Origin of the sequence: Streptomyces sp. NPDC101393, assembly GCF_044767385.1 — a bacterium.
Classification (GTDB): domain Bacteria; phylum Actinomycetota; class Actinomycetes; order Streptomycetales; family Streptomycetaceae; genus Streptomyces.
Genome location: NZ_JBIWNU010000010.1, coordinates 310,411 through 335,287 on the forward strand (window position 1 = coordinate 310,411; position 24,877 = coordinate 335,287).

The window sequence follows — 24,877 nt, forward strand, 5'->3', positions numbered from 1 at the left end:
TCCCCTGTGAAAGAGCGGAGGTGCGGCGCCGCTGTCGTCTGGGTGCCCTCCGGGAGGTTGCTGCAGCAGCGTTGGGCACCCAGGGGTCGCGTGTCGTACGGCCAAGCGTTACGCATGCACTCGGGTTGCTCTCCTCACGCTGGTCTCATGATCCAGGCAGTGGCATTCAGGCGGTGGCATTCAGGCAGTGGCATTCGACATCGGAGGGACGCTGAGCAGCGATGACCGCGGATGCGGCGCGTGGGCGGACTGACTCGGCGTGCAGCGGCACACGTTGTCAGCTCTGTTCGGGGCGGTCGTGGCGCAGGGTCGGGACAGCGCCGATACGGTCCGGCTTGTACGACCCGGCATCGATGTGGAGGCCGAACGGGTAGCGATGGAGCGGGCAGGCCGTGGAGAGAGCCCGGACGAGTCCGACCTGCATGCGGACGTTCGACCGGCGTTGGCGGCGCTGCGGCATGCCGGGGTTGGTGTGGTCGTGGCCGACACCCAGACGGCGAGGGCCGGTGAGTTGTTGTCGGCCCTCGACCTGCCGACGGATGCCCTCGCGACATCTGGGGAGTTGGCCGACGCCTTGGCAGGAGAGGCGCTGTGCGTCGGCGACCATCCGCAGAACGACGTCCTGCCGGCGCGCGCCGCCGGGCTTCGAACGGCCGCTCTCGGCTGGGCGGAGATGCTTCGCCGGACTGCTTGGAGGAGCTGCCGCTGGAGGCGACCGAGTGGGACGCCTTCCGCCGCCGGTAAGGGCGCGACTTGTTCTGGTGCGGCTGCTGCTCGGAGGCTGCGGCGGTCAGCTGACGACGAAGCTCTACACGACCGGTCTGTCACGTCACTCACCACCTGCCCGGATGGCCTCCCACACCTCTGCGGTCAGCACGCCCGGTGCGTGCCCAGCGCCGATCACCTGTACATGAAGTCCGCGACCGCCGCGATCTGACAGATACTCAATCGAGCCGGAGAGCGTCCTGGCGCGTCGCAGGCTGAGTGTTGCTCGCCGATGTCTGATCCGCCGTGGCCGCCGGACAGGGCCGGCGGCCACGGGGGTGGTCAGTCGAGGTGATGATGCCTTCGGTCTCGGTGGCCCGATAGGCAGGTTTGCCGGAGTAGGTCACTTTGTAGGGCGGGCCGAAGAGTTCGCTGGGTACGGCATCCGGGCCCTGCCGCGGCCGGCTGCTTCACGGGAGCGGTCGCGATCAGTGCTGGTCGGGCGATCCGGACGGCGGCATGGATGCGTTGGTCGGTATGACGTTGAAGTATTCCTCGATGCGGTCGATGAGGCCGCCGTCGAACCGGAAGTACATCGCCGCGTGTACCTCACTGCGGGATCCGTCGGTCGTGGTCAGGTGGAGTACCTGTTGCTGCAGTACTTCGTCTCCGTCCTGGAACTGCCGCACGATGTCGTACCGGAGTGTGTCGACGTCTGCGGCGAGTCGCCTGAGCAGTTCCATGTTCTCCTCGATCGGCTGGTCGCCGCTTCCGTCGTTGTGCCACACGGTGGCGGTGTCGGTACACAGGGATCGCATCGTGGCGTAGTCCCGCACCTCCCACTGTCGGAGATAGTGCACCGCTGCTGCGCGAAGGTCCTGATCGGGTGTCATCGTTTCTTCCTTTCGGGGTGCGGCGGTTGGGCCGAATGTCAGACGGGGGGCCCGGTCGGGTTGCGGACGGCCGCCTCTTCTTCGAAGACGGGGGCGCGTTCCCCCGCTTCAATGCGCAGGGGGAGGTGGTTGTCCCGGGGCGGGAGGGGGCAGGGGAAGGCCGCCGAGAACATGTGGTGGGGAACAACAGCCCGGTTGAAGTCGATACGAGCCGTACCCGTGGGGTCCTTGGGCCGGGGCAGGATCAACCACCGGCCCATGCCGGGCGTGTCCGTGCCGCTGGTGTTGTCGGTGAACGTGATCAGCAGGGTGTCGCCGCCCACACCGAACGCCCGGAGCGTGTGCCGCTCGCCTCGCAGATCGAAGACGAAGTCACCAGGGGCCGGGAGGGTGTCCCGCATACTCGGGCTGGTCAGCCGGGTCACTTCCAGGAGACGCCCGGCATCCGCCGGACGGTACTCCGCCTCGATGGTCCAGGCCGGGTCCCACGGCCAGGCCTCGATCCCGCGCAGGCCGAGGAGGGTAGGCGCAGCCGGATCCCACACGACCAGGACATGGGCTCCCCGCAGCTCCTCGATGGTGCCGCGCCGCCCACCGGGGAAGGACAGCCGGCTGGAGTTGGCCAGTTCCACCGCGCCGTCCACGGCCTGGCCATCGACGGACACGCCCTCCGCATGGGCCGCGGTCAGCGTCAGGCTCCCCGAGAAGCCGGTGGACGTCCACCGGCCCGGAACCTCGGGGACTTCCTGACCCGGTTCGGTGATCAGCCGATAGGCGATGCGGCCCGCCTTCCCGTCCGGGCCCGCCATCTCCTCCCACCGGCTCCGACGCCACCTTTCGTACCCGGTCAACGCGCCGTCGCCACCGAAGCATTCGCTGGACACTGTGTTCTCCTCTCCAAGGTGGCGGTCACTCGCGACCGCCGTCAGGACCCACCGCCGGCCGGGAACCTCGACCGGTTCGACGGTCGATGGCCGTCGCAGCACGGCCGAGGACGGCATGCCGTCATGTGGCGCGTCTCCGCGAACGACCGGCCGTCGCGGACCGACCGGTGGGGTTGGTGATTTGGATGGTGCGCTCGCCCCGAGCGCATGAGCAAGGCTGTTTGCCGTTACGGCAAATGCAGGAAAGGGGGCGTGCTGGTGATCGTGCTCCCGGGCCCTGTTGGGTGTGACCGAGATACGAGACAAAGGGGCAATGTGGGCCCGGTTCCTGGCCGTTTGGCCACGCGGTCGGACTGGACTATGGACTACCTGAAGGCGACGACGCTGGTGTTCACCGCGGCGGGTGGTTCGCACTCATGGGTTCCTCGCAAGAAGGACACGCTGAGTCGGCGCCGGAGCAGCGGCCGGTCGCCGAGTGAGGGTGCGGGGCCCGGCCGCCGCGCGCATTGCTGAGTGCGGTCGAACGGTGGCTGGGGCTGCGGTGGCGGCAGGGTGTGGGGGCCTGCCCGCCCTGGGCTGCGGCGAGGGCCGCGTCGGTGTCCGCGGTGGCCAGCAAGGCGTTGATGCGGGAGCCGGCCAGGGCGCCGGCAGCTGCGGAGGCGCCGACCTGGGCGGCGAGGTCCGTTGCGTTGCCGGCCACCCACACGCCAGGCACGTCGGTGGCGCCGGCCATGCCGGAGGCGGCGAAGCGGCGGCCGATGTTGTCGGGCAGTTTGCGTCCCCGCCCTGACCGAAATGGGGTTCTAGCTGCCCGGTTATCCCGGTCGGTAGCGTCGCTCCGTTATGCAAGATCATTATGTGAGGGGGCGGAATGGACGAGAATGTAGATATATCGGTCCTGCTGGGGCGCGGGTCGCGGAGGCGGGGGAGCGGAGAGCGTTTGAGGCGGAAGGTGCGCTTGCTCTGCGCCACCCAGAACTTCTCCGCGCCCTCGCCGAAGCAAGCCTGATCACCCGGCTCCGCTCCACGGGCGGGCATCGCCGCTACTTCCGCTACCAGCTGCGCATCGCCGCCCGCGCCCGGGAGCTCGTCGACCAGGGCACCAACGCGCCGCCGAATCAGAGAACCCGGCGACCGCGGGCTGAAGTGGCCTGACCTTCCTGCCTGCGCCTGGGGGCGTACAGCGGCCCCGGGCAAGACCTGCTGTCCGGCTGGTTCGCGCGAACTGTGGCGGCGGGGCTTCAGGCGATGGCGCTGGGAGCGGGGCGCGCGGGACACGGCCGCGCAGCTGCAGCGCTGCGCGTTCCTGATCTCTGTCAGGACCGGCATACGGGCTGATGCGGGCGACATCGCAGGGAAATGCCGCCCGCAATAATTTGCTCTCCGAGCGGTGCACGCGACCGCATTTTTCCTGGAACGCTGCATTCAGGGTGGGTCAATATCTATGACCGCGAGACGAGAGTTTAGTACGCCGCGCGGTAAGTGTCTTTGCTCTCACGAGCAGAGCGGAATTGTTGATCTTACGCAGTGTGCTATCACATGCTACTGTCACTGTCAGTTGCAGCCATGGTTCCCAAAACTTCAACGCCTTCGTCGGCATTTTAACCGCAAGAAGCGTTTAGTATTTCCGGGTATTTTCCGGGCGGGGCATCATCGCGGCGGCCCGGTATCCGTAGATTGCGGGTCCCGGAGTATGCCCCACAAGGAGATCTGTCATGGCGTCTGGCACTGTGAAGTGGTTCAACGCGGCCAAGGGTTTCGGCTTCATCGAGCAAGACGGTGGCGGGGCTGACGTGTTCGCCCACTTCTCGAATATCGCCGCCGAGGGATTCCGTGAGCTGCTCGAAGGCCAGAAGGTCACCTTCGACATCACACCGAGCCAGAAGGGCCCAACGGCCGAGAACATCGTTCCCGCCTGACGCTGACCACACCTCGTAGCTGGGGCTCCATCCCTCGGGGTGCGGGCCCCGGCTACGGCCGTTCCCCGAGCTTCCCTTGGGGGTTTCGCCGCTTTCGGCTCCCTCTCCAGGAATGCGGGCCTTTCTGGAGCTATACCGTAGGCGTCCGGGATTCATCGCCCGAATGGTGTCGCCCATCTCCTTGCCTGCACTTTCATCGGATTCGCCGCACGCCAAATCTGCTTTCGGATTTCGTTCGGCCCGTTCCTGTGATTCCCCGTGCTGTTCTTCTGCTGCAGAACCTTTCTTGATACGTGCCGTATCAAGAAAGGTTCTGAATGAACCCATCGTACGAACAACCGCTCTTCCCGCAGCCGTATCGGCGGTCCCGCTTTCGGCTCCGGTGCCGTTGGTACCCGGGGCAGTGGCTTCGGCTCGCCGGCCCCGAGCCGTTCCGGAGGGCCGAGCCGCCCGGGCGGCCAGGGCGGCCAGGGCAGGCGGCCCTCGGCGGCCTCGGGTGCGCTCGCCCTGCCCGCAGGCGATCACCCCCGCGCTGCCTGCTGTCGACGCGGTCGCGAGCCTCGACCCTGCCTGAGCAACTGCTGGGCTCGCTCACCGCGCAAGGCATGCGCACCCCACGTGGCACCACGATGGAGCACCACGTCCTGCACGTCCACGGAGCTGACGAGCACTGGACGACGGGGGAGATCACGGCCCGCCAAGGCCGGGTGATCATGTTCCTGGACACCAAGCACGCCGTTGACAGGCTGACGCAGGATCTGTTGAACAGCGGGGTGGGGGCCGCAGCCCTGAACGGCGGGAAGTCTCCGACGCGCTCGAGCGAGGCGAACCGCATGTCCATAGCGGACAGCAGTTCCGCACGCCACCGCGTGCCAGTCCGCCCACTTGGCGATGGTGACCTGCGGCAGCGACCGGATGCGTTCTTGGAGCCGCATCATCGGTTTGAGGGACTGGTCTTGTTCGGGCGTGACGGGGAAGAGTGATCGTGTCCACGGAGCCGGTGGCGATCGAATACCGCATCCCCCCGGAGCCCGGCCCCTTCGGCCCTCTGTGTACGCCGTACGGGAATGGGCAGCCGGCCACCTCGACGCGGTCGAAGCCGCCCGCTGTCACTACGACGAGCGACGTGCGGACAAGCGACATCCCGGCATGTCTCGTCCAGAGCGGCGCCGGGCTCCCAACTGGTCACGTCGAGCCGTTCGCTGGGCGCGGCCAGAATCAGACCTCTACCGAAACCTTCAGATTCAGTCCCGGTGCGGGCTGCCTCACACCGCCCGGCATCCGGTGGATGACGCCACTCACCTCAACTATCACCCGGCCGATCCGGCCGGTGGTCAGGACTCAACACGGAACCCGCTCACTCGGCCCTCGCCGCACCATCGCCACTCTCAAGGCGAACTGCTGCTCGACAGCCGCTGTCACCTGAAGGCACTTCGTCAGGAGCGCAAGTGGTCGTCTGGGGGCGACCTGGGCTGCGCGTCGAAGGGCCTGAGTCAGAGGCTCGTCGTTGGTTTGGTGTGAGTCGTACTGGACCGAAGACACCGCCTTTGTCGGTGTTTGAAGCTCAACGTGTTGCACTTGACCAGGGTCAGCGTGTCGGCGGCTTCGGCTGCGATCGCTGGCTGTTCGAGCCCTTCGAGGACGTCCGAGCGTACCCGCGTGCGCCGACGAGCGATGTCGCGGAGCGGGCGTAGCCACCTTGACGCTCATCGTGCTCTGCCTGCCTGCTTGGTGCGCGTGCCCCGGCCTGTGTCCGTAACCCGGCGGTGACGGCCTTAACCCGGCGGTGACGACCTTCGCGCATGCCGTCGCCGTTCGAGGACGATTTCTTCACCCCCGAACCAGCGGAAATCTGTGTTGGCCAGAGTAGACATTGGGTGGTGGCGTGGTTATGGTTTCTCTCGTAGTCGAGATCGAGCGAGCCCGGCAGAGACGAACTGCCGGGCAGCAGTACACGCCGTTGTTGAAGTTCGCAGGACGGTGCGGTGGTGGAGTTTCGAAGCCAGGGTTGTTGCAGGACGGCGACGGGACTGACGACCGGACCGGGTGGCCCGCAGTGATCAGGGGCCGCCGTGAGCAGCGCCGCAGTGAACGCAGTAGCGGTACCGGCAAGTGCAGTTCGCGGTACCAGCAGTGAAGTTCAGTGAGCAGTACCTCGGTGAAGGCGTCGGCCGCAGGCGCGCACCGGGAAGTTCGGCAGTGGGGTTCCAAGCCAGAGCACACGCAGGACGGGCGACGGGGCTGGCTGCTGGAGAGTGGCGCGGTCACAGGCCACAGAGCAGTACGCAGGAGAGCAGTACCGGCAGTAGGTAAGTGATTGATCCCAGAGGAAGTACGGAGGAGCCAGGCGCCATCAGGATCGCCCGGGCGGAAGTCTTGAGCCCGGGTACCGCAGGACATCGATAGTGAGGTGGTCTCCGGTCAAGCAACCGCGATCCCCGCAGTGCCCGCCCTCTCCCAGGTGGGCATGCGGAACACGAAGGCCGGCGCAGTACCAGGGCCGGCAGATGGTGTAGCAGTTCCTTCGGGGGCCTGGTGCCTCACGGCACCAGGCCCCCTCCACACGTTCCACCTGCCCTTGGAAAGCACCGCACTGGCCGTGGAGGTCGGTGTCGCCAAGTGCGCTGACATCTCATGACAAGTGACAAGGCAACGCTCGACTCACCAACGCGCCTCCCAAGCTTCCGCCGCTGCTTTGCGTGTGGGTCTTGGGCAGGCAGCGTGACGGTGGGGCGGGAAAGAGAAAGGAGCAGCCGTGGCGACGGCAGCGACGCAGGCCCACATACCGGCGGCCCGCACAGATCTGGACCCGGCGTCTGAGGCCGCTCAGCCTTCTTTGCCACTGGTGGAGGACGCGCAGCGCGTGGCCCCGCTGGATGCGCGCCGCTTGTCGAAGCTGTTCTTCGAGCGGTTGTCGGTCCTGGAAGAAGGCACCGCGGAGTACCAGTACGCGCGCAACACGCTCATCGAGATGAACCTGTCACTGGTGCACTACGTGGCGCGCCGCTTCCGCAGTCGCGGACAGGAGATGGAAGACATCGTGCAGGTCGGCACGATCGGCCTGATCAAGGCCATCGACCGCTTCGACCTGTCGCTGGAGAACGAGTTCACCACCTTCGCCATCCCCTACATCACCGGTGAGATCAAGCGCTTCTTCCGCGACACGACCTGGTCCGTACACGTCCCACGCCGACTGCAGGAGCTGCGGGTCGACCTCGCCCGCGCACGCGAACAGCTGGAGGGGCGCGGCATCGCCCAGCCCACCGTCGCCGACCTCGCCCGGCATCTGGAGCTGGGGGAAGACGAAGTCATCGAGGGGCTGGTTGCCTGCAACGGCTACGACACCGACTCCATCGACCGGCCCATCGAAGCCGGCGGCGGCAGGCAGCAGACCGGCCTCGTCGCCGACCTGATCGGCAACGAGGACCCCGCCCTCGCCCTGGCCGAAGACCTCCACGCACTCAAGCCGCACCTGGCTCAGCTCGACGAGCGGGAGCGCATCCTCATCCAGCTCCGCTTCGGCGCGGAGATGACGCAGTCCGAGATCGGTAAGGAGCTGGGGATGTCCCAGATGCATGTCTCCCGTCTCCTCTCCCGCGCCTACGCCACTCTCCGGGAAGCACTCCTCGCAGAAGCATGAACACCCGGGCCGAGTCCCAGCCAGGGAAGCGGAGCCGTAGCGGTCGGCGCCGGCCGCCGCACAGGAGCCCGGGTGACTCGTCCGGTCGCGGACGAGCACATTTCGGCGTGGAGTGGAAGAGAGGCACTGTCGTCTGTCTCGGGAGGCAGTATGACCACGCTCCAAGGAAAGGCCGGGTCGTCGAGCGGGAACCTCCCGCACCCGTCGGGACGCCACAGACCAAGATCCTTGAATCCGTGGAGGAGCATCAGGCGGCGTGAGCTGGACGAACGTTTCTGGGCCGGTCCCCGGGCACCCGCCCGGTGATCGATCGTGCAGCGGCAAGCCAGATCCGGCGCACTGCGCCGGTGGGAGATGGAGGTTCACCGTGTTGACGGCAATCGCAGATGTACTTCGATCGATCGGCGGGGCCATCGCTACCGTCGTCACCCTGCCGTTCCGGGCCGTGGCCCGGCTGTTCGGCGGCGCCTCGAGCTCCGCCCACGGACACCACTGACAGGCGTCCGCGCGTCGACGCGCGGAGCCCTCGAAGTCCAAGCCCGGCTGGTACCCCCGTCCAGCCGGGCTTGCGGCGTATCGGCGGGAGTGCTGGTCCTCGCGGGTCAGGAGCGCGGCGTCGCTGCCGGGGAGGACAGCGAAGAGTTGGTCGAGGCCGACGATGCGCAGAATGTGGGCGGGGACGGCGGCGAGTGCGATCTCTGCCCGGGCGTGTTGGCGTGCTTGCGGGCGGCGATCGGGGCGGCAATGCCGCTGGAGTCGCAGAATTGCATGCCGGCCAGGTCCAGGAGGAGGCGTTGTCCTGGCTGGAGGGTGAGCGTGGTGAGCACTTCACGCAGCTCGGCGGCGGTGGTGTGGTCGAGTTCGCCGCGGATCTCCAGAACGGTGCCGGTTGTGGTGTCTCGGGCGGTGACCTCCAGCCTGTTCATTGTGGGTTGGTCGTCGTAGGGCCGGGCGCGGGGACGCCGAGGGCAAGCAGGGCGGTGTCGTCGTCGAGACCGTCGCCGAAGTCGTCCAGCAGGCCGGACAAGGCCTCAATAACGGCATGTGAGGACTCTCCGGCGTGGCCGGCGGCGAAGGCGCGCAAGGCCTCGTCCCCGTACAAGGTGGTGCGGTCTTCGCCGATACGGGCTTCCGTGATGCCGTCGGTGTAGAGCAGGAGAGTGTCGCCGGGGGCGAGGACGGTGGTCGCGGAGGTGAAGTGCGCGGCGGGCAGGATGCCGACGAGGAGGCCGCCGGGAGTGGGCAGGAAGTCGGCTGTGCCATCGGCGCGCAGGATGAGGGCCGGCGGGTGGCCGCCTGAGGCGAGGTGGATGGCGACGTGCCCGGTGGCGGGGTTTGGCTCGATGGTGCCGAAGATGGCGGTGCAGTAGCGCGGGTCACCGCCGGCGTAGCGCTCGTGCAGCACCTTGTTGAGGGTGGTCAGGGCGGAGACGGGGTCGGGGTCGTGCAGAGCGGCGGCGCGCAGGGTGTAGCGGGTCAGCGACGTGACCGCAGCGGCTCGGGGGCCCTTGCCACACACATCGCCGAGGAAGAAGCCGAACCGTTTTTCGTCGACGGGAAAGACGTCGTAGAAGTCGCCGCCGAGTCGGTCAGGGGAGGCGGTGTGGTAGTGGGCGGCCACCTCAACCCCCGGTACCGGCGGCAGGGTTGCGGGCAGCAGCGACTGCTGGAGCACGGCGAGGGCATCCTGCAGCCGGGCGCGGTCGGCATCCGCCTGTCTGCGTGCCTCTTCGGCCTCTTTCCGGCCGCGCAGAAGTTCCTTCTCATAGGCGCGGCGGTCTCGCGCGTCGAAGACCGTGGCGCGGATCAGCAGCGGCTCGCCGCTACCGCTGCGCTTGACCACGGCGGAGACCAGCACCGGCATACGGCCGCCGCCGGCCTGTTTGATCTCCAGGGCGATGCCGCCGATCTCACCCTTCATCCGCAGCAGCGGCGCGAAGTGTGTCTCGTGGTACATCTTGCCGCCCACGGTCAGCAGGTCGGAGAACCGCATCCGGCCCACCACCGCCTCCGTCTCCAGGCCGAGCCATCCCAGCAGCGTGGCGTTGATCTTCGCGATGGTGCCGTCCATCAGCGTCGACAGATATCCGCACGGCGCGCTCTCGTAGAGTTCCTCGGCGCTGTCCTCCAGCAGCGCGGCGAACGCCGCACCCGAGGTGGTTTCTTTGCCGTCGGCACCATGCGGGTCGGGCTGCTGCCCGGCGCGGCACATCACCGTAGGCCTGCCAGGAAACCGGTGATCTCCTCGTTGGTTGCTTCGGGCGCGGACAGATGCGGGCAATGCCCGGTCGCATCGAGAGTGACCAGCGTTGAGCCGGGGATTGCCTGGTGGACGAAGGCGCCGACCTCGCGGGGGGCGATGACGTCCTGGGTGCACTCCAGAATCAGGGTCGGCACCCTCACACTCTTCAGCTCGTCCCTGGAGTCCGACAGGAAGGTGGTCCGGGCGAAGACGCGCGCCATATCCGGATCCGTGGCGCAGAAGCTGTTCGTCAGCTCCTCACCGAGCTCGGGCCGCTCCGCATTGCCCATGATCACCGGGGCCATCGCTGCCGACCAGCCCAGGTAATTCGACTCCAGTGACTCCAGGAGCTCGTTGATGTCCTCCTCGCTGAACCCGCCCCGGTAGCCGTCGTCGTCGATGTACCGCGGAGAGGGAGCGACCATCACCAGTGCCCCGAGACGCTCCGGAGCCATTCCGGCGGCCAGCACCCCGATCATCGCGCTGACCGAGTGCCCCACGAACACCGCATCGCGTAGGTCGAGCCCGTCGCACACCTCCACCACATCGCGGGCATACCCCTCCAGAGAGGCGTAACGGTCCTCCGAGAACGCGGACAGATCCGAGCGGCCCGAACCCACGTAGTCGAACAGGACCACCCGGTAGTCCTCGGCCAGGGCAGGCACCGTGAGCCGCCACATGTTCTGATCGCACCCGAATCCGTGGGCCAGGACTACTGCTCGCCCCTGCGGGTTGCCGGTGACGGTGACGTTGTTCCTGCGCTCGATATCCATACTTGGGAGTCTCCCAGACCTCGATCGCGGCTCCGACAGGGTCCGATCGCCCAAAGGCCCGCCCAGCATCTCCACTGAGGTGGTGGCTTCAGTCAGGGGTGTTGCCGGCCTGGCGGAGTCGGTCTGTGGTGTGCGTGATGGTTTCGATGCGGGCTGCGAAGTCGGGGCGGGCCGCCTTTCCGGCAAGAGCCATCGAGTCGTTCCCGCCGGAAGGGGAAGGGATGACGAGGGGGTGTTGCGGGAGCCGCGGCCCTGCTCCGCCGTCACGCACAGAGGCCGCGGCGACCTCTGACGAGCGGTGGATGGTGGCCCAGGACGAGACCGGTGGCCTGGTGGTGAGCGGGTTCACGCCGGGCGACGTCGCGCCGGACGGCACCATTGGCGGCGCCGCGATCGCCTCGTTCGCCTACGCCGGAAGCGCAGACACGCATGCCCAGGCGTTCGCCCCAGCCGCGCACATGGCCGCGCTCGACCCGCAGGCCTCGATCGCGCTGGCCCACTGGTTGGAGATCACCGCGTCCCTTGAGGACCGGCCCAGGACCTGCGGGACCCCGCCCGAGCGGCACCCCCTCGTTGAGCCCGCGCGCCGCTTCGCTCGCCTCTACCCGGGCGACTGGGTGGTGTGCCTGGATGAGCTGCGGGGGCGGCTGGCTGGGGACTTCTCTGTCAAGTCCAGCGTGTTGAGAACGGCCGACCGGAGCCTCTGATCTATCGAGCTCGGCCATGGCGAGAATCTGCGCGACGTCGAGAGATCAGGCGCGGAGTAGGTCGGTCGAGGCAGTCCAGAGGCGCTTGGCGATGGCGGGATCGAGCGCCCATTCCTTGACACCGTGTGGGTGCTGCGCGAGGTCGGCGTCGTCCGGCACGGTGTAGGCCTCTTGCGCATCGTCGAGGTAGTGGCCTCCGGAGTGAGCGAACTCTGGGGCGACGGCCGCGACGATGCTGGTTGCGGCCCCCTGCTCGACCGTCTTATAGGTGAAGACTCCGGCGGCCTCGGCCGCGGCGAGCGACTCCTTCTGTTCGGTTGTGAAGTTCCGCTGCAATCCTGTCGCGATGCCGCCGGGGTTCACCGCATTGGCGACGATGCCGTCGGACGCCCAGAGACGGGTCGCCTCGACGGCGAAGAGAGAGTTCGCCGTCTTCGACTGGGCGTAGGCAGTCTGCGGGTCGTAGCTGCGACGCTCGAAGTGGAGGTCGTCGAAGTTGATGCCGGAACGCATGTGAGCCGTCGAACTGACCGAGACGATCCGTGCTCCATCACGGTCGGCCGCTCCCAGAGCCAGGGCGTCATGAAGGCCGCTGGCCAGGGCGAAGTGGCCAAGATGGTTTGTCGCGAATTGCAGTTCCCAGCCTTCGTGCGTCCGTTCAAGGCCACCGGTGACCACGCCAGCGTTGTTGATCAGCAGCTGAAGCGGGCCGCGCCACGCGTCGACGAATCGTGTGACGGAGCTCCTCTCGGCAAGGTCGAGCCGGACGACTCGGGGACGGATCCCTTCGGTCGACTTCTCGATCGTCTCAGCGAGGGCGTCACCCGCAGCCGTGTTCCGGACAGCGAGCGTCACTTCCGCCCCGGCAGCGGCCAACGCACGCGCTGTCTCGGTCCCGAGTCCGGAAGAAGCTCCCGTCACGATCGCGCGGATACCGGCGAGATCGACGCCTCGCAGCACCTCGTCCGCGGTGCTGGAGGCAGCGAAGGGCGTGGAGATGAGTGCGTGAGTCACGGCACCGACTATACGTACTAGACTGTATTTGTATAGTTCGGTTCTCGATCGTATGCTCGTTCCATGAGTAGTCCCGATGCCGGCCACCCGCCGTCGACAGTCGCCGATACCGATCGCCGGACCCTGGTTCTGGACTCCGCGATGGTCACGTTCGCGCGATTCGGTTACCGGAAGACCTCGATGGAAGAAGTGGCGCGGGCGGCGGACATCTCCCGGCCCGGGCTCTACTTTCTCTTCTCCTCGAAGGAGACTCTGTTCCGTGCCGCGGTCACCCAGGCCCTGGAGCGGGACATCACAGTGGTCGAACACGTCCTGGCCGATACCGAACGCCCCATTTCAGAGCGCCTCGTTGAAGCGTTCGACCAGTGGGCAGGCCGCTACATCGGCCCGCTGACGCGCGACGTCGCGGCTGTCATCGAGGACAACCCCGGCCTCCTCGGAGAGATCGTCGAAACCACACCGCGACGTTTCGAGGAATTGATCACAGACGCAATCGCCGTCAAGTCAGGACGAGACGCGGCCCCCTTGGTCGCACAGACGATGATCAGCGCATCGATCGGCCTCAAGCATCAAGCCGCATCAAGGGAGTTCTACCTCGACCGGCTGAAGGTCGCCATCGATCTCCTGGTGCGCTAGAAGCGCTCCCGGTCTCCCGTAGGACCGGCGGTCTCGGACAGCGACGGGCCGGCCGCCCGTCGAGGCCGAGCTTGCCGGCGCACGCAAGGCCTCGTGGAAGCAGTCGTTCGGTGTGTGCGGTCCTTGATTGCGTGGCCGCACGATCATCGGCCCCGCCAGGCGTCTGGCGTGGCCGCAGTGAGTGGAGCTCCCGGGCAGAGGCTGTTCCTTACCGCTCGAATTCGGCTGGTCGCGTTCGTCTTGGTGGAAGCGCTCTTCCAGGGCGCGTACCTCGTGGGCCGGGACGCGGCGCAGTCCGGTCTCGTAGCCGCTGACGGTGGGGGCCTGGGCGTAAACGGCTTTGATGCGGCGGTCGGTGGCGCCGAGGACCAGGGCGTGACCACCGGCGTAGCTGAATCCCCAGATGCCGATGCGCTGTTCGTGGATTTCCCGGCGTGTGCCGAGGTAGGAGATCGCCCATCGCCAGTCCGCGATCTGCTGGTAGGGGTCGATGTCCTGGCGAGGTGTGCCGCCGCTATCGCCGAAGTTGCGATGGTCGTGGAGGAGAACCGCGTAACCGGCCTCGCTGAATCGGCGGGCTGTGTGCTCGATGCCGTGATGGCGGGGGCCGCCGAAACCGTGGGCCATGGTGATGGCGGGTAACCGTTTCTCGGTGTTCTCGGGAAGGAGCAGCCAGGCGGCCAGTTCGATGCCGTCGGGCAGGGGAATGCGCACGTCGATGCGCTCAACCATGGCGGACACTCCTTCAGTGGGTCTCTGTTCATGCCTCGCGATGTCACGACCGTTGAGGTCTCAATGAACGCCGAGGTCGGCAATACCCGCGGCTTCGCCTCGGCATTGAGGGCATCCGTCCTGTGCGCCGCGAGAGTTTTCGGTCCTGGGACCGGCGAGAATCCGTCGATGTCTCTCTGTGGCGTGCCAGGAGCGTTCCTCAGCGGGCTGGGTGGTTCCCTGCCCACACCGTGGGGGTTCGGCCTGACCATGGACTTGCCTGTTCGAGTTGTCCGGCGAGGCGGAAGAGCCGGCCTTCGAGACCGTATCCGGCGGCGAACTGCATACCGATCGGAAGCCCCGTCCCGGCGTCGGCCGTCACGGGTACGGACATGGCGGGCGTGCCTGCCACGTTGAACGGCATGGTGAACGGCGACAGGTCATTGATGCGCTCGATCCAGCCGAGACCGTCCAGTGTCTCCGCACCCTCCGTATGAGTGCCCAGAGACACGGGAGGCTCCGGCAGGGTCGGCGTGAGGAGGATGTCGTACGTGTCGAAGTACCGCGCCAGGCTTCGGGCCACCCGGTTCCGCATCGCGAGAGCGGTGAGGAACTGCGCGCCGCTGACCCGCTGCCCGTAGTGGTAGCCGGCAAGGGTCGTCGGCTCAAGGGTCGAGGAGTCGACGGGACGGCCGAAGGCGGCGGCCAGCCCGTCGGCCAGGGTGGTGAGGTTCACCGTCATGAGTCGGGCGTTGGCCAGGACGAATTCCTCCCAGTCGGCGCCGAGGTCGACCTCAACCTCGTTCACCTGGTGGCCGAGGGATTCAAGCAACCGCACGGTGCGGGAGAGGGCGTCGGCCACCGGTGCGGTAGTACGGCGTCCGCCCCACGCCTGGGTGAGGACACCGATTCGCAACGAGCCCGGATGACGGGTGACTTCTTCCGCGTACGGCCGTGACGGCTGCTGGGCGAAGTAGGGGTCGCCCGATTCCGGGCCGCGTATCTGGTCGAGCAGTACCGCACTGTCGCGTACGGTGCGGCTGACGCTGCCGTGCACGGCCAGGCCGTTGAAGACCTCGTCGACGTCGGGCCCCATGGAGACCCGGCCACGGGTGGGCTTGATCCCGAAGAGGCCGTTGTAGGCGGCGGGGATACGGAGCGATCCGGCGGCGTCGGTGCCATGGGCGACCGGGACCATCCCGGCGGCGACAGCGGCGGCCGCGCCTCCACTGGATCCGCCCGCGCTGCGCTCCAGGTCCCACGGGTTGCGGGTCGCGCCGTACAACGCTGATTCCGTCGAGATGCCATAGGCCATCTCCGGTGTCGCGGTGCGCCCGAACGTCACGAGGCCCGCGTGCCGGAAGCGCTGCATCAGCGAGGAGTCGGCGCCGGCGACGTTACCGGCCGCCAGGCGGCTTCCCAGCTCCATACGCTTCCCGGCCATGGCCACCGCGATGTCTTTGATCAGAAAAGGGACGCCGGCCAGTGGCGTGCTGCCGGGGACAGGTTCGTCGTCGGTCAGCCAGGTCTCCACAACGGCGTTGATCCGCGGATCAACTGCCTGTACGGCCTCGCGTGCGGCTGCCTCCAGTTCCGCGGGGAGTACCTCGCCCTTGGCCACCAGCTCCGCCAGCCCGACCGCGTCGAAGCTCACGTACTCAGAAACTCTCACTGCCACTCCTGACAAGAACAATACCTTCGAGTACCGAACGATACCCGACGGTATCGAAGGGGTCGGACTGGTACCGTGAGAGAGGCGGTGACCCGCACGATCGACCGGAGTGACGGAGTAGTCATGGCATCGACCCTCAGAAGGCCAAGCAGAGTGGCGAAGCTGCCGCCTCGTGAGCGCATTCTCGACGCGGCCGAAGAGCTCTTCCAGAGGGAAGGGATCCGGCAGGTGGGGGTCCAGACAATCGCCGACAAGGCCGAGACCACCAAAATGGCGATCTACCGGCACTTCGAGACCAAGGACGCGCTGGTCGCGGAGTGGCTGCGGATCGTCGCCGCGGACTATCAGGCGGCCTTCGACCGCGTGGAAACCGAATACCCCGACCGGCCCGAGGAGCAGATTCTGGGCCTGGCCCGCTTCATCGCCGAGGGGCTGCCGGCGATCTCATACAGGGGCTGCCCGTTCATCAACTCCCTCGCCGAGCTGCCCGACCGCCGTCATCCGGCGCGGCAAGTGATCGAGGACCACAAGGCCCACCAGACCCGCCGACTGATCGACATGTGCACCCAAGCCCAGATGCCCGACCCCGGACAGGCCGCGGCCGAGATCACCTTCGTACTCGAAGGGGCACAGGTCAGCACACAGAACGGAAGCATCGAACAGACGGGAGACCGCCTGATGAAGATCGTCGAGGGAATCGTGGACCGGCACCGCTCCCACCTCGGCGCACACAGGGCGGCCAACTGACCGCCCGCGCCGCCCGCCCGGCCACCGCTCGACGTGGGCATGCGAGTGTGACCTGGCGCCCCCGCTCACCTGGAAAGCTTCTTTGACCGGAGCGGGAACAGGGACCTGGACGATCCTCGTTCTCGCTGGTCACCTTCGCCTATTACTGGCGCGCTGGTCTTGAGCTCCTTGACCTGGTACTCGAGCTTCTGGGGCTCCGACGCGAGCTTGTGGTCGGGGATCTTGTGCAGGATCCGTTCGGCGGATGCGAGCGCCTCGTCGGCGAGGTCGGCCTCGGTCCACTTCAGGCCGAGGGGTCGCATCGGCGTGAACATATCCCGCGTTGCCTCGTCGACCTGGTCCAGGGCGGTAGCCGTCTGTGGTGCTGCTCGCCACCGCAAGTAGCACCGCTGCGCTCCGTGGTCCACTGCTCGCGAATCTTGCTCAACCCGCCCTCTGACGTGGGTTTTTGGCAGATTCGCGAAACTCGATCCGGGGGAGCAGGCGCCGGATGGTGGCACCCGGTCGCGCCAAAGGGGCGCGGCACCGGTGCACAGCGCACCTGGACGAGAGAGGCGACGATCCCCACTGACCACCAGGTGCCCGTACAGAACACCCTGGTGAGGCCGCCGGCCCCCACTCACCCCGGCGCCAGTTCCCTGCGCCCTGCCCGCGGTCATTCAGCGGCCCGTGGGCAGCCCCGAACCGACCTGCGCGCCGAAGCCCGTTGCCGCCATGCGCCAGGACATCGAGCGAGGCGACCAGGCCGAAGTGGCACGCATCACCGGCTGGACGCGCGAGCAAATTCGGCTGCTCATGAGGGGCCGCCGAGTCGGCCGATCACGCCCCGCCTGCTGCGGACTGACGGGCGCCCATCGGCGCCTACCTCCCCTCAGGCGACTGAGGCCGGCTTCTGGTTCTGGCGGACTGCCGTCAGGCACCGCACTGCACAGGGGGTTCCCACCGCAATGCCGTTGCTTTAGGCGGGCGGTGGGAGGCGAGGACGTCCGCAATGGCTAACCGGCGGCGACTGTGAAAATCGCTGTCCGATCACTGGAGCACGGTGATAGACATCCGGCGTGGAAAAGAATCTTGAGCTTCCTGACCTGCTGCGACTGATCATTGACGTTCCTACAACACCCTGAAGTCGTATCGGTGGGTGGCCAGCCGGTGGCCTGAGCGGCACCGATGCTCTGGAATGGCGTCCAGCACCCACCAGACCCTGGCTGCGGTCTCTGACGACGAGGAACGCTGGGCGGCGATCAAGAATCCGAGGGTCTGGCTCGTAAGACCCGGTCCGCAGGAGTCCGAGCGGTGGGCCGGGGTAGACGACTGACCGGTCCGCCCATCGGCGCGGCCGAAACCAGGGAGAGGACACGATCAGCGTGAGCGACGCCGAGCACCGGAAGCAGACCCCCGACGGAGCGGCCGAACTCCTGGTGCGCTGCCTGGAGAACGAGGGCGTCGAGGTGGTGTTCGGCGTGCCCGGCGAGGAGAACATCCGTTTCACCAACGCCCTCGCCCGCTCGGAGAAGATCCGCTACGTCCTCACCCGGCACGAGCAGGCCGCGTCCTTCATGGCGGAGATGCACGGCCGGCTCACCGGCTCGGCGGGTGTGATGTCCGCGACGCTGGGGCCCGGCGCGATCAACCTGATGCTGGGCGTCGCCGACGCCATGACGAACAGCACGCCCGTCGTCGCGATCTCCGCGCAGGTTGGCAAGGAGCGCAACTACAAGGAGTCCCACCAGTTCGTGGACCTGGTGAGCATGTTCGCGCCGGTCACGAAGTGGTCGGCGGACGTCCCGGCCACCCGGGCCATCCCAGAGATGGTGCGGCGCGCGTTCAAGACCGCGGAGTCCGAGCGGCCCGGCGCCGTCTACCTCGCCGTGCCCGAGGATGTCGACGAGGCGACGGACGGCTCGGACCTGCGCCCGCTGCGCAGGGACGTCGTGCAGCCCGAGGCGCCGTCCCCGAAGCAGATCAAGCGGGCGGTGGAGCTGCTGCGGGAGGCCCGCCGGCCGGTGATCCTCGCCGGACACGGCGCGGCGCGCGGCGGCGCCGAGGAGTCGCTGACGGCGTTCGCTACCGCACTCGACGTGTCGACGGCGACCACCTTCCACGGCAAGGGCGTCCTGCCCGACGACCACCCGTGCGCGACCGGCACGTTCGGCTTCATGCGGCGCGACTACACCAACTTCGGGTTCGAGGAGGCCGACGTCATCATCGCCGTCGGCTACGAGCTGCAGGAGTTCGACCCGTCCCGGATCAACCCGGACGGCGACAAGAAGATCATCCACATCCACCGCTTCCCGGCGGAGGTGGACGACAGCTACTCGGTCGATGTCGGCATCATCGGCGACATCGCCGCCTCCCTCGACGCCCTCTCCACCGCACTCGACGGCCTGCGGTGGACCATCGACGACGAGGACACCACGGCCACCCGCGCGCTGCTGGCCAAGGAACTCGAGCAGGGCGCCGCGGACGAGCGCTACCCGCTCGCCCCGCAGCGCGTCATCGCCGACACCCGCGCCGCGCTCGGTCGCGACGACATCGTGCTGGTCGACACCGGCGCGCTGAAGATGTGGATGGCCCGGCTCTACCCGACGTACGCGCCGAACACCTGCCTCATCTCCAACGGCTTGTCCACCATGGGCTTCTCGCTGCCCGGCGCGCTCGCGGTCCAGCTCGCCAGGCCACAGACGAAGGTGCTGGCGGCGGTCGGCGACGGCTCGTTCCTCATGCACTCCCAGGAGATCGAGACGGCTGTCCGCGAGAACATCCCGCTGACCGTGCTGATCTGGCAGGACAACGGCTACGGGCTCATCAAGTGGAAGATGGACCTGGAGGTCGGGGAGAACTCCAACACCGACTTCGGCAATCCGGACATCGTCCAGTACGCCCGCAGCTTCGGCGCGAAGGGCTACCACATCGAGTCCGCCGGGGACCTGCTGCCGACGCTCCGTGAGGCACTGGCGGACCCGGGCGTGTCGATCATCAACTGCCCGGTGGATTACGCCGAGAACATGAACCTCATCGAGCACCTCGGGCACCTCGACTCGGCGCTCTGACCCGCCCGCGCGGCGCGGCCCGCCCCCCGTACGGGCCGCGCTGCCCGGGCCGCTGTCACGCCTCGCGCGCAGCGTCCCGTCCCGAGGACCGCCCCGGACAGGACTGCGCAAACTCGTGACGTCGCGTGCTGATCAGGCCGCAGTCGTATCTCCGCATACCCGACGAGGGGGCAAGGACGTGCTCAGGCAGTGAGCAGCTCGGTGATCTCATCGGCGAGCTTGGGGCCGAGCGAGCCCCAGCCGTCCTTGTAGCCGTAGACGCTCGCCAGGGTGCGGGCGTCGTAGTCGCCGTTGAGGATGTCGATGTCGGTGGGGGTGATGAGCGAGGGATGGGCGACGCCGACGGCGCCCGAGACCCTCAGCAACTCCCTGCGCAGGGTGCGCAGGTAGCCCGCGGCCCGGATGGCCTTCGAGGGTGCGTCGATGCCGCGCGTCAGCCACGGGTTCTGAGTGGCGATGCCGGTGGGGCATGCGTCGGTGTGGCACTTCTGCGCCTGGATGCAGCCGATGGACAGCATCGCCTCACGGCCCACGTTGACCATGTCGACGCCGAGGGCGAACGCGACGACGGCGTTTTCGGGCAGGCCGAGCTTGCCGGAGCCGATGAAGGTGATGTCGTCGGTCAGCCCGCGCGCGGCGAACACGCTGTAGACGCGGGAGAAGCCCATGCGGAACGGCAGGGACACCGAGTCGGCGAAGATCAGGGGAGCAGCCCCGGTGCCGCCCTCGCCTCCGTCGACGGTCACGAAGTCGACCCCTCGATCACCTCGCTCCATCAGGGTGGCGAGTTCCTCCCAGAAGCCCATTTCCCCGATGGCGCTCTTGATCCCGACGGGCAATCCGGTCTCCGTGGCGAGCAGTTCCACGAAGTCAAGCATCGAGTCCACGTCGTGGAACGCGGTGTGCCGCGACGGCGACGCGCAGTCCTTGCCCGCGGGGATGTCGCGGATCCCGGCGATCTCGTCGGTCACCTTCGCACCCGGCAGCATGCCGCCGAGCCCCGGCTTCGCACCCTGCGAGAGCTTGATCTCGATCGCCTTCACGGGCCCGCTCGCGACCACGGACTTGAGGTTGTCGAGGTTGAACGTCCCGTCCTCGTTGCGGCAGCCGAAGTACGACGTACCGATCTGGAGGACGAGTTCGCCACCGTTGAGGTGGTAAGGCGACAGGCCGCCCTCGCCGGTGTTGTGCATCGTCCCGGCCAGCGCCGCACCCTTGTTGAGTGCCGTGACGGCCGCGCCGGACAGCGAGCCGAAGCTCATCGCCGAGATGTTGACGACACTCGCTGGACGGAACGCCTTCGCGCGGCCTCGTGGTCCGCCGAGCACCTTTGCCGAGGGCAACGGCGCCTGCGCGTCGCGCAGATCGGGCAGCCGACCGGCGAACGTGCGCTGCTTCACGTACGCGTGACCCTGCTCATGCTCGACGTCGTCGTCGGTGCCGAACCCGAAGTAGTTGTTCTCCTCCTTCGCCGACGCGTAGATCCAGCTGCGCTGGTCACGGCTGAAGGGCCGTTCCTCGTCGTTGGACGTCACGACGTACTGCCGCAGCTCGGGGCCGATCTTCTCCAGCAAGTACCTGGCGTGCCCCAGCACGGGGAAGTTCCTCAGCAGTGCGTGCTTCTTCTGCACGAGGTCGCGGGCGGCCACCAGCGCCAACGCCGTGGCGGCTGACGCGCCTATGTTCCGAGCACGCATGAAAGACGTTCCTCTCCTCGACTGGCCGAACCTCACCACGACCGGCTACCCCACGCCAGCGAAATGCCACGGGAGGGCGGCGAAGGAATCTCCTCTTGCGCGCGGTCGGGGAAGCGGGCGCAGGGGCTGAGGCCGAGGCCGGAGACCTTCTTGAGGGTGGCGTTTCAGCTGACCGTCAGTTGGTGGTCGTCCTTACCGGCGATCACGGAGAAGCTCCGCTTGTCGATGGATTCGCTCAAGTCGACTTCCCAACGGTGTCGGGAGGGGGCCCTGATCCAGATCGAGTTGAAGTCCCCCATGCAGAGGGCGGGCCGGACACCACCCGTCGTACAGATGGTGCCCTTGAGTCGGAGCGCCTCGTTGTAGCGGTAGTCCGGTCGGAAGGGGTCCCCGTGGTAGCTGGCCATGAGGACCGGAACTTTGGCTCCGACGTCGAAGCGGGCTGTGGTGCAGCCATGCCAATAATCGGGGGCGCCGAAGGGGCGGTATGACCCTTCGGCTACATCGACGGTGTGGGGGTTCCACATCAACGCGGTCCACCATGGACGGTGCCAGTTTGCCGCCATGGCCGTGCCGTGCGGATGGCCGGCGCTGACGCGCACGGAAGCACTCAGGCCGCATTCTTCGGACAGGTCTTGGATAAGCGAGGCGGCTTCGCTCTCCCAGCGGTCGCGGCCGGTTCCCCTTTCGTCCAGGATGAACCCCTGCAGGGCGAGGATGTCAGGAGCTATCTCCTGAATGGTGGTGACTCGCGCTGCCCAAGAGCGAGTGTTCCGTGTGGTGGGGCTGAGCTTGTAGGCGTTGAGATTGGCGATGCGCATGTTCCTCGGCACATTCAACTCCTGTACGAGATGGTGAGGTGCAGGAAAGCCCGGCGGTCGCCGGTCCGGGTATGACGTGCTCGGCGTACCGCGGGAGAGATTGATCGGGATCGGCCGCACCGGCCCTGGCCTGGCAGGCGCCGAGGGAGGGCCCAGCTCCGCTCACTCGAACGCGCCCACGCTCACGATGGCGTCGAAGCTCTCCTCCTCGAACGGCAGGGTGTGCGCCTCAGCTCGCACGGCCGTCACCTGGTCGCCAACACCCGCATCGGCGAAGACGGTTGCCGCGTCCTCAGGGGCGATCCGCAAGTCGGCCGCAACGACCTGGGCGCCGTACTCGCGGGCCAAGAACACCGACGTGGCGCCCTTGCCGGAGCCAGATGAGGAGTGCGGCGGCGGTGACAGTGCCGAGGAAGACGTATCCGCGCTTGGCATAGCGGGTGGCGACCGCTCTGAACTGCTTGAGCTTGTTGATCGTCCGCTCCACCGTGTTGCGATCTTTGTATCGCGCTTTGTCAAAGCCCGGCGGGCGTCCACCACGTGACCCCCGCCGCAGGCGGGCGGTCTTGTGGTCCTTCTTCTCGGGGATCACGTGCCGGATCCCGCGCTTGCGGAGGTAAGTACGGATCGTGCGGTTGCTGTACGCCTTGTCGGCGGAGACGCTGTCCGGGATGCGGAGTGGTCGCCCGACTCCTGTGCGGGGGACGCGGATCTTGTCCATGACCGGTTCGAACTGAGTGCAGTCCGCCCGCTGCCCCGGCGTGATGAGCAGGGACAACGGGCGGCAACGGCCCTCCGCGGCTACGTGGATCTTGGTGGTCAGCCCGCCGCGGGAACGGCCGAGAGCCTCGCCCGGCGCACCGCCTCCTCCGGCCGGAGCCGCAGGCCGATGTTCGCGCGCAGGTGAATTGATCTTCGTGGCGCCTCTTTTGAGGAGCCGGCGGGGGCAGGCGGCGGCTTCTTGAGGGCACCGGCGGCATGCTGGTGGGCGCGCACGGATGTGGAGTGGACGTTGACGTTCCAGTCGAGGTCCCCCTCGACATCGGCAGCGGCTTGGGCGTGTTGAAGGAGCATCTCCCAGGTGCCGTCGGCCGACCACAGAAGATACCGCTTGTGGACGGTCTTCCATGAGCCGAAGCGTTCGGGCAGTTCACGCCACTGAACCCCGGTGCTGAGCCGATGAATGATGCCGTTGATCACTTGCCGGTGGTTTCGCCACCGGCCGCACCGGTTGTTGCTCACCGGCAGCAGCGGCTCCAGCACTGCCCACTCGCCGTCCGTCAGATCCCCTCTGCTGAGCATGCCCAGGACAACGAACTACCTGATCGAAGACACACCCCCTAGGCGCAGTCCACCACGGTCCACATTCGCGGCCCCCCTGGTGCGCGCAAGGGCAGGACGTAGGCCATGCCGTCTCCTGTCGCATCATGTTGTTGAGGACCACCGTCCAACACGCGGCCGCGGTCGGCCGCTGGCACGGCTCGAAGAAGCCCAAGTCCGCCCGCAGCACGGCGACCGCAGCGACCGCCTCAAGTAAACGGCATTGGGTTCCCACCGCCCCGGGTACCGGTGGCAGGGCTGCCGGGCGGTGTGTCGGACGGCAGTTGGCTTCATTCACGACTTGTGGCTCTGGCTCAACTTCTGTGGTGACGCCCCGACGCACGGTAGATCGGGGCAGCGGGCGCGGTGAACCGCCAGGTCAGAGCGTTGATCCGACGCGGCCAGGAACGCGCCCAGCACAGCTGCACAGAAGTGGAGCCAGAGCCCGAGAAGGGACAGCACATATTCACCATTTCGGGAGGCGGTCACGGGGACCGCAGCGTTCGCATGGTTCACGAGCTGCGGCAGTGCCGTTGACGATGCTCAGTGGCGGTACGCGGCTGTTGCGATCTCGATGAGTGATCGGATCAACGGGTTGGCGTCTCCTTCGTTACACACCGCTACCACTCGGCTCGGCGCCATGTCGATCAGTGGTACCACGGTGAACTCCGGGGGCAGGTCGTGTCCGAGCGGGGCCAGGCCGACCGTGCCGTTCCACAGCACCGCCTGCAGACACTCCTGGACGGCGCGCACCACTGGTCCCTCGCGCGGCCTGCCGCCGTTCCAGTACGACTGCCAGATGGGGTCGGTGCCCTGCGGAAACTGGAACCAGCGGCGGTCGCGGAGCTCGGCCAGCGGCAGCCCGTCACGGTGGGCCAGCGGATCGTCGGCGCGCAGGACCACGCCGACCGGATCGGTCCGCAGCGTACGCACCGTCAGGGCGGTCTCGTCGAACGGCGCCCGGGTGAGGGCGACGTCGACCAGTCCGGCGCGCAGTCCGCACGTCGGGTCAGTCAGATCGGTGTCGCGGATGCGGATGTCGATGCCGGGGTGGTTTCGGCGGTAGGCGGCGGCCAGCCTGGCCACTCCGGGGTCGGTGGCGTCGCCCAGGATGCCGACGGTGATGGTCGCGACGTCGGCTGCTGCACTCATGCGTGCCTGGACGCGGTCGGCGTGGTCGAGTAGGGCTCGCGCTTCGTCGAGCAGCACCGTGCCCAACGCAGTGAGCGTGACGCCGGTGGTCGAGCGGGCGAAGAGCAGAGCCCCGGCCTCGGCTTCCAACTGCTTGATCGCCCGGCTCAGCGCCGGCTGACTCATATGCAGTCGGGTGGCAGCCCGGCCGAAGTGGAGTTCCTCGGCGACCGCCACGAAGTAGCGCAAGGTCCGTAGCTCCACGCTGCAACGATACCCATGAGGTATCGGCGCTGCTGAATCGGTCTTGGACAC

21 protein-coding genes and 5 pseudogenes are annotated in these 24,877 nt (G+C 67.4%); 11 read left to right on the plus strand and 15 right to left on the minus strand.

Translation table 11 applies throughout. The annotated features are described in order from the left end of the window. Positions 1-187: 187 nt before the first annotated feature. A pseudogene (locus ACIRQ7_RS30495) lies at positions 188-694 on the plus strand (HAD family hydrolase); the annotation flags it as partial. Between the two features lie 499 nt (positions 695-1,193). On the opposite strand, the gene ACIRQ7_RS30500 reads toward ACIRQ7_RS30495, so the two are convergent. From ACIRQ7_RS30500 to ACIRQ7_RS30510, 3 genes and pseudogenes are all read right to left on the minus strand, one after another. Continuing rightward, entirely contained in the window at positions 1,194-1,598 is a 405-nt protein-coding gene (locus ACIRQ7_RS30500; RefSeq protein WP_404265832.1) for a nuclear transport factor 2 family protein, read from the minus strand. Between the two features lie 38 nt (positions 1,599-1,636). Beyond that, positions 1,637-2,482 carry a DUF1684 domain-containing protein gene (locus ACIRQ7_RS30505; RefSeq protein WP_404265833.1) on the minus strand — a complete coding sequence of 282 codons (846 nt, stop codon included), beginning with the start codon at positions 2,480-2,482 and terminating at the stop codon, positions 1,637-1,639. A gap of 559 nt (positions 2,483-3,041) precedes the next feature. After that, a pseudogene (locus ACIRQ7_RS30510) lies at positions 3,042-3,254 on the minus strand (NAD(P)/FAD-dependent oxidoreductase); the annotation flags it as partial. A gap of 119 nt (positions 3,255-3,373) precedes the next feature. Here ACIRQ7_RS30510 and ACIRQ7_RS30515 point away from each other — a divergent pair. The 5 genes and pseudogenes from ACIRQ7_RS30515 to ACIRQ7_RS30535 form a co-directional block, all read left to right on the plus strand. Continuing rightward, positions 3,374-3,586 (plus strand): annotated as a pseudogene (locus tag ACIRQ7_RS30515) (hypothetical protein); the annotation flags it as partial. A gap of 611 nt (positions 3,587-4,197) precedes the next feature. Continuing rightward, positions 4,198-4,401 (plus strand): cold-shock protein, encoded by a 204-nt coding sequence (locus ACIRQ7_RS30520; RefSeq protein WP_404265834.1) that lies wholly within the window; start codon positions 4,198-4,200, stop codon positions 4,399-4,401. 623 nt (positions 4,402-5,024) lie between these two features. Next, positions 5,025-5,207: pseudogene (locus ACIRQ7_RS30525) on the plus strand (ATP-dependent helicase); the annotation flags it as partial. Positions 5,208-7,204: 1,997 nt separating this feature from the next. Next, positions 7,205-8,041 carry a SigB/SigF/SigG family RNA polymerase sigma factor gene (locus tag ACIRQ7_RS30530; RefSeq protein WP_404265875.1) on the plus strand — a complete coding sequence of 279 codons (837 nt, stop codon included), beginning with the start codon at positions 7,205-7,207 and terminating at the stop codon, positions 8,039-8,041. Between the two features lie 367 nt (positions 8,042-8,408). Next, complete coding sequence (locus tag ACIRQ7_RS30535) at positions 8,409-8,537, plus strand: LPFR motif small protein (RefSeq protein ID WP_393890695.1); 129 nt, start codon at positions 8,409-8,411, stop codon at positions 8,535-8,537. 106 nt (positions 8,538-8,643) lie between these two features. Here ACIRQ7_RS30535 and ACIRQ7_RS30540 read toward each other — a convergent pair whose 3' ends face one another. Genes ACIRQ7_RS30540 through ACIRQ7_RS30550 form a run of 3 tightly spaced genes read right to left on the minus strand, consistent with a single transcriptional unit; the run spans position 8,644 to position 11,056 of the window. Next, positions 8,644-8,967 (minus strand): STAS domain-containing protein, encoded by a 324-nt coding sequence (locus ACIRQ7_RS30540; protein ID WP_404265835.1) that lies wholly within the window; start codon positions 8,965-8,967, stop codon positions 8,644-8,646. Continuing rightward, positions 8,964-10,253 (minus strand): PP2C family protein-serine/threonine phosphatase, encoded by a 1,290-nt coding sequence (locus ACIRQ7_RS30545; RefSeq protein ID WP_404265836.1) that lies wholly within the window; start codon positions 10,251-10,253, stop codon positions 8,964-8,966. Before ACIRQ7_RS30545 ends, ACIRQ7_RS30540 begins: the two co-directional genes overlap by 4 nt. After that, positions 10,253-11,056, minus strand: a complete 804-nt coding sequence (locus tag ACIRQ7_RS30550; RefSeq protein ID WP_404265837.1) for an alpha/beta fold hydrolase — start codon at positions 11,054-11,056, stop codon at positions 10,253-10,255. The genes ACIRQ7_RS30545 and ACIRQ7_RS30550 overlap by 1 nt, the downstream gene beginning before the upstream one ends. Positions 11,057-11,358: 302 nt before the next feature. Here ACIRQ7_RS30550 and ACIRQ7_RS30555 point away from each other — a divergent pair, with 302 nt between their 5' ends. Beyond that, complete coding sequence (locus tag ACIRQ7_RS30555; RefSeq protein WP_404265838.1) at positions 11,359-11,763, plus strand: hypothetical protein; 405 nt, start codon at positions 11,359-11,361, stop codon at positions 11,761-11,763. A 45-nt stretch (positions 11,764-11,808) separates the two neighbouring features. Here the strand turns inward: ACIRQ7_RS30555 and ACIRQ7_RS30560 are convergent, their stop codons facing one another. Further along, the gene (locus ACIRQ7_RS30560) at positions 11,809-12,777 is read right to left on the minus strand and encodes an SDR family NAD(P)-dependent oxidoreductase (RefSeq protein WP_404265839.1); all 969 of its coding nucleotides are present in this window, start codon (positions 12,775-12,777) and stop codon (positions 11,809-11,811) included. 63 nt (positions 12,778-12,840) lie between these two features. On the opposite strand from ACIRQ7_RS30560, the gene ACIRQ7_RS30565 reads away from it, so the two are divergent. Further along, positions 12,841-13,413: a TetR/AcrR family transcriptional regulator gene (locus tag ACIRQ7_RS30565; protein WP_404265840.1), complete on the plus strand. Its 573-nt coding sequence runs from the start codon at positions 12,841-12,843 to the stop codon at positions 13,411-13,413. Here ACIRQ7_RS30565 and ACIRQ7_RS30570 read toward each other — a convergent pair. After that, entirely contained in the window at positions 13,357-14,145 is a 789-nt protein-coding gene (locus tag ACIRQ7_RS30570) for an alpha/beta hydrolase (protein ID WP_404265841.1), read from the minus strand. The two genes, ACIRQ7_RS30565 and ACIRQ7_RS30570, sit on opposite strands and share 57 nt — an antisense overlap. Positions 14,146-14,344: 199 nt before the next feature. Beyond that, positions 14,345-15,796: an amidase gene (locus tag ACIRQ7_RS30575; protein WP_404265842.1), complete on the minus strand. Its 1,452-nt coding sequence runs from the start codon at positions 15,794-15,796 to the stop codon at positions 14,345-14,347. A 123-nt stretch (positions 15,797-15,919) separates the two neighbouring features. Between ACIRQ7_RS30575 and ACIRQ7_RS30580 the strand changes: the two genes are divergently transcribed. Next, a complete protein-coding gene (locus ACIRQ7_RS30580) occupies positions 15,920-16,543 on the plus strand; it encodes a TetR/AcrR family transcriptional regulator (RefSeq protein ID WP_404265843.1) in 624 nt (207 codons plus the stop codon). A gap of 65 nt (positions 16,544-16,608) precedes the next feature. Here the strand turns inward: ACIRQ7_RS30580 and ACIRQ7_RS30585 are convergent, their stop codons facing one another. Continuing rightward, positions 16,609-16,845 carry a hypothetical protein gene (locus ACIRQ7_RS30585; RefSeq protein ID WP_404265844.1) on the minus strand — a complete coding sequence of 79 codons (237 nt, stop codon included), beginning with the start codon at positions 16,843-16,845 and terminating at the stop codon, positions 16,609-16,611. 836 nt (positions 16,846-17,681) lie between these two features. Between ACIRQ7_RS30585 and ACIRQ7_RS30590 the strand changes: the two genes are divergently transcribed. Next, entirely contained in the window at positions 17,682-17,858 is a 177-nt protein-coding gene (locus tag ACIRQ7_RS30590; protein ID WP_404265845.1) for a DUF6192 family protein, read from the plus strand. Positions 17,859-17,907: 49 nt separating this feature from the next. After that, on the plus strand, positions 17,908-19,593 hold the full coding sequence (locus ACIRQ7_RS30595) for an acetolactate synthase large subunit (protein ID WP_404265846.1): 1,686 nt from the start codon (positions 17,908-17,910) through the stop codon (positions 19,591-19,593). Positions 19,594-19,775: 182 nt separating this feature from the next. Here ACIRQ7_RS30595 and ACIRQ7_RS30600 read toward each other — a convergent pair whose 3' ends face one another. The 5 genes and pseudogenes from ACIRQ7_RS30600 to ACIRQ7_RS30620 all read right to left on the minus strand — a co-directional run bounded on the left by ACIRQ7_RS30600 (position 19,776) and on the right by ACIRQ7_RS30620 (position 24,826). After that, positions 19,776-21,290 carry a glutamate synthase-related protein gene (locus ACIRQ7_RS30600; protein ID WP_404265847.1) on the minus strand — a complete coding sequence of 505 codons (1,515 nt, stop codon included), beginning with the start codon at positions 21,288-21,290 and terminating at the stop codon, positions 19,776-19,778. A gap of 164 nt (positions 21,291-21,454) precedes the next feature. Further along, positions 21,455-22,111: a hypothetical protein gene (locus ACIRQ7_RS30605; RefSeq protein ID WP_404265848.1), complete on the minus strand. Its 657-nt coding sequence runs from the start codon at positions 22,109-22,111 to the stop codon at positions 21,455-21,457. Positions 22,112-22,273: 162 nt separating this feature from the next. Beyond that, complete coding sequence (locus ACIRQ7_RS30610; protein WP_404265876.1) at positions 22,274-22,420, minus strand: methyltransferase domain-containing protein; 147 nt, start codon at positions 22,418-22,420, stop codon at positions 22,274-22,276. A 61-nt stretch (positions 22,421-22,481) separates the two neighbouring features. Then, a pseudogene (locus tag ACIRQ7_RS30615) lies at positions 22,482-23,413 on the minus strand (IS5 family transposase); the annotation flags it as partial. Positions 23,414-23,974: 561 nt separating this feature from the next. Further along, on the minus strand, positions 23,975-24,826 hold the full coding sequence (locus ACIRQ7_RS30620; RefSeq protein WP_404265849.1) for a LysR substrate-binding domain-containing protein: 852 nt from the start codon (positions 24,824-24,826) through the stop codon (positions 23,975-23,977). Between the last annotated feature and the right edge of the window lie 51 nt (positions 24,827-24,877).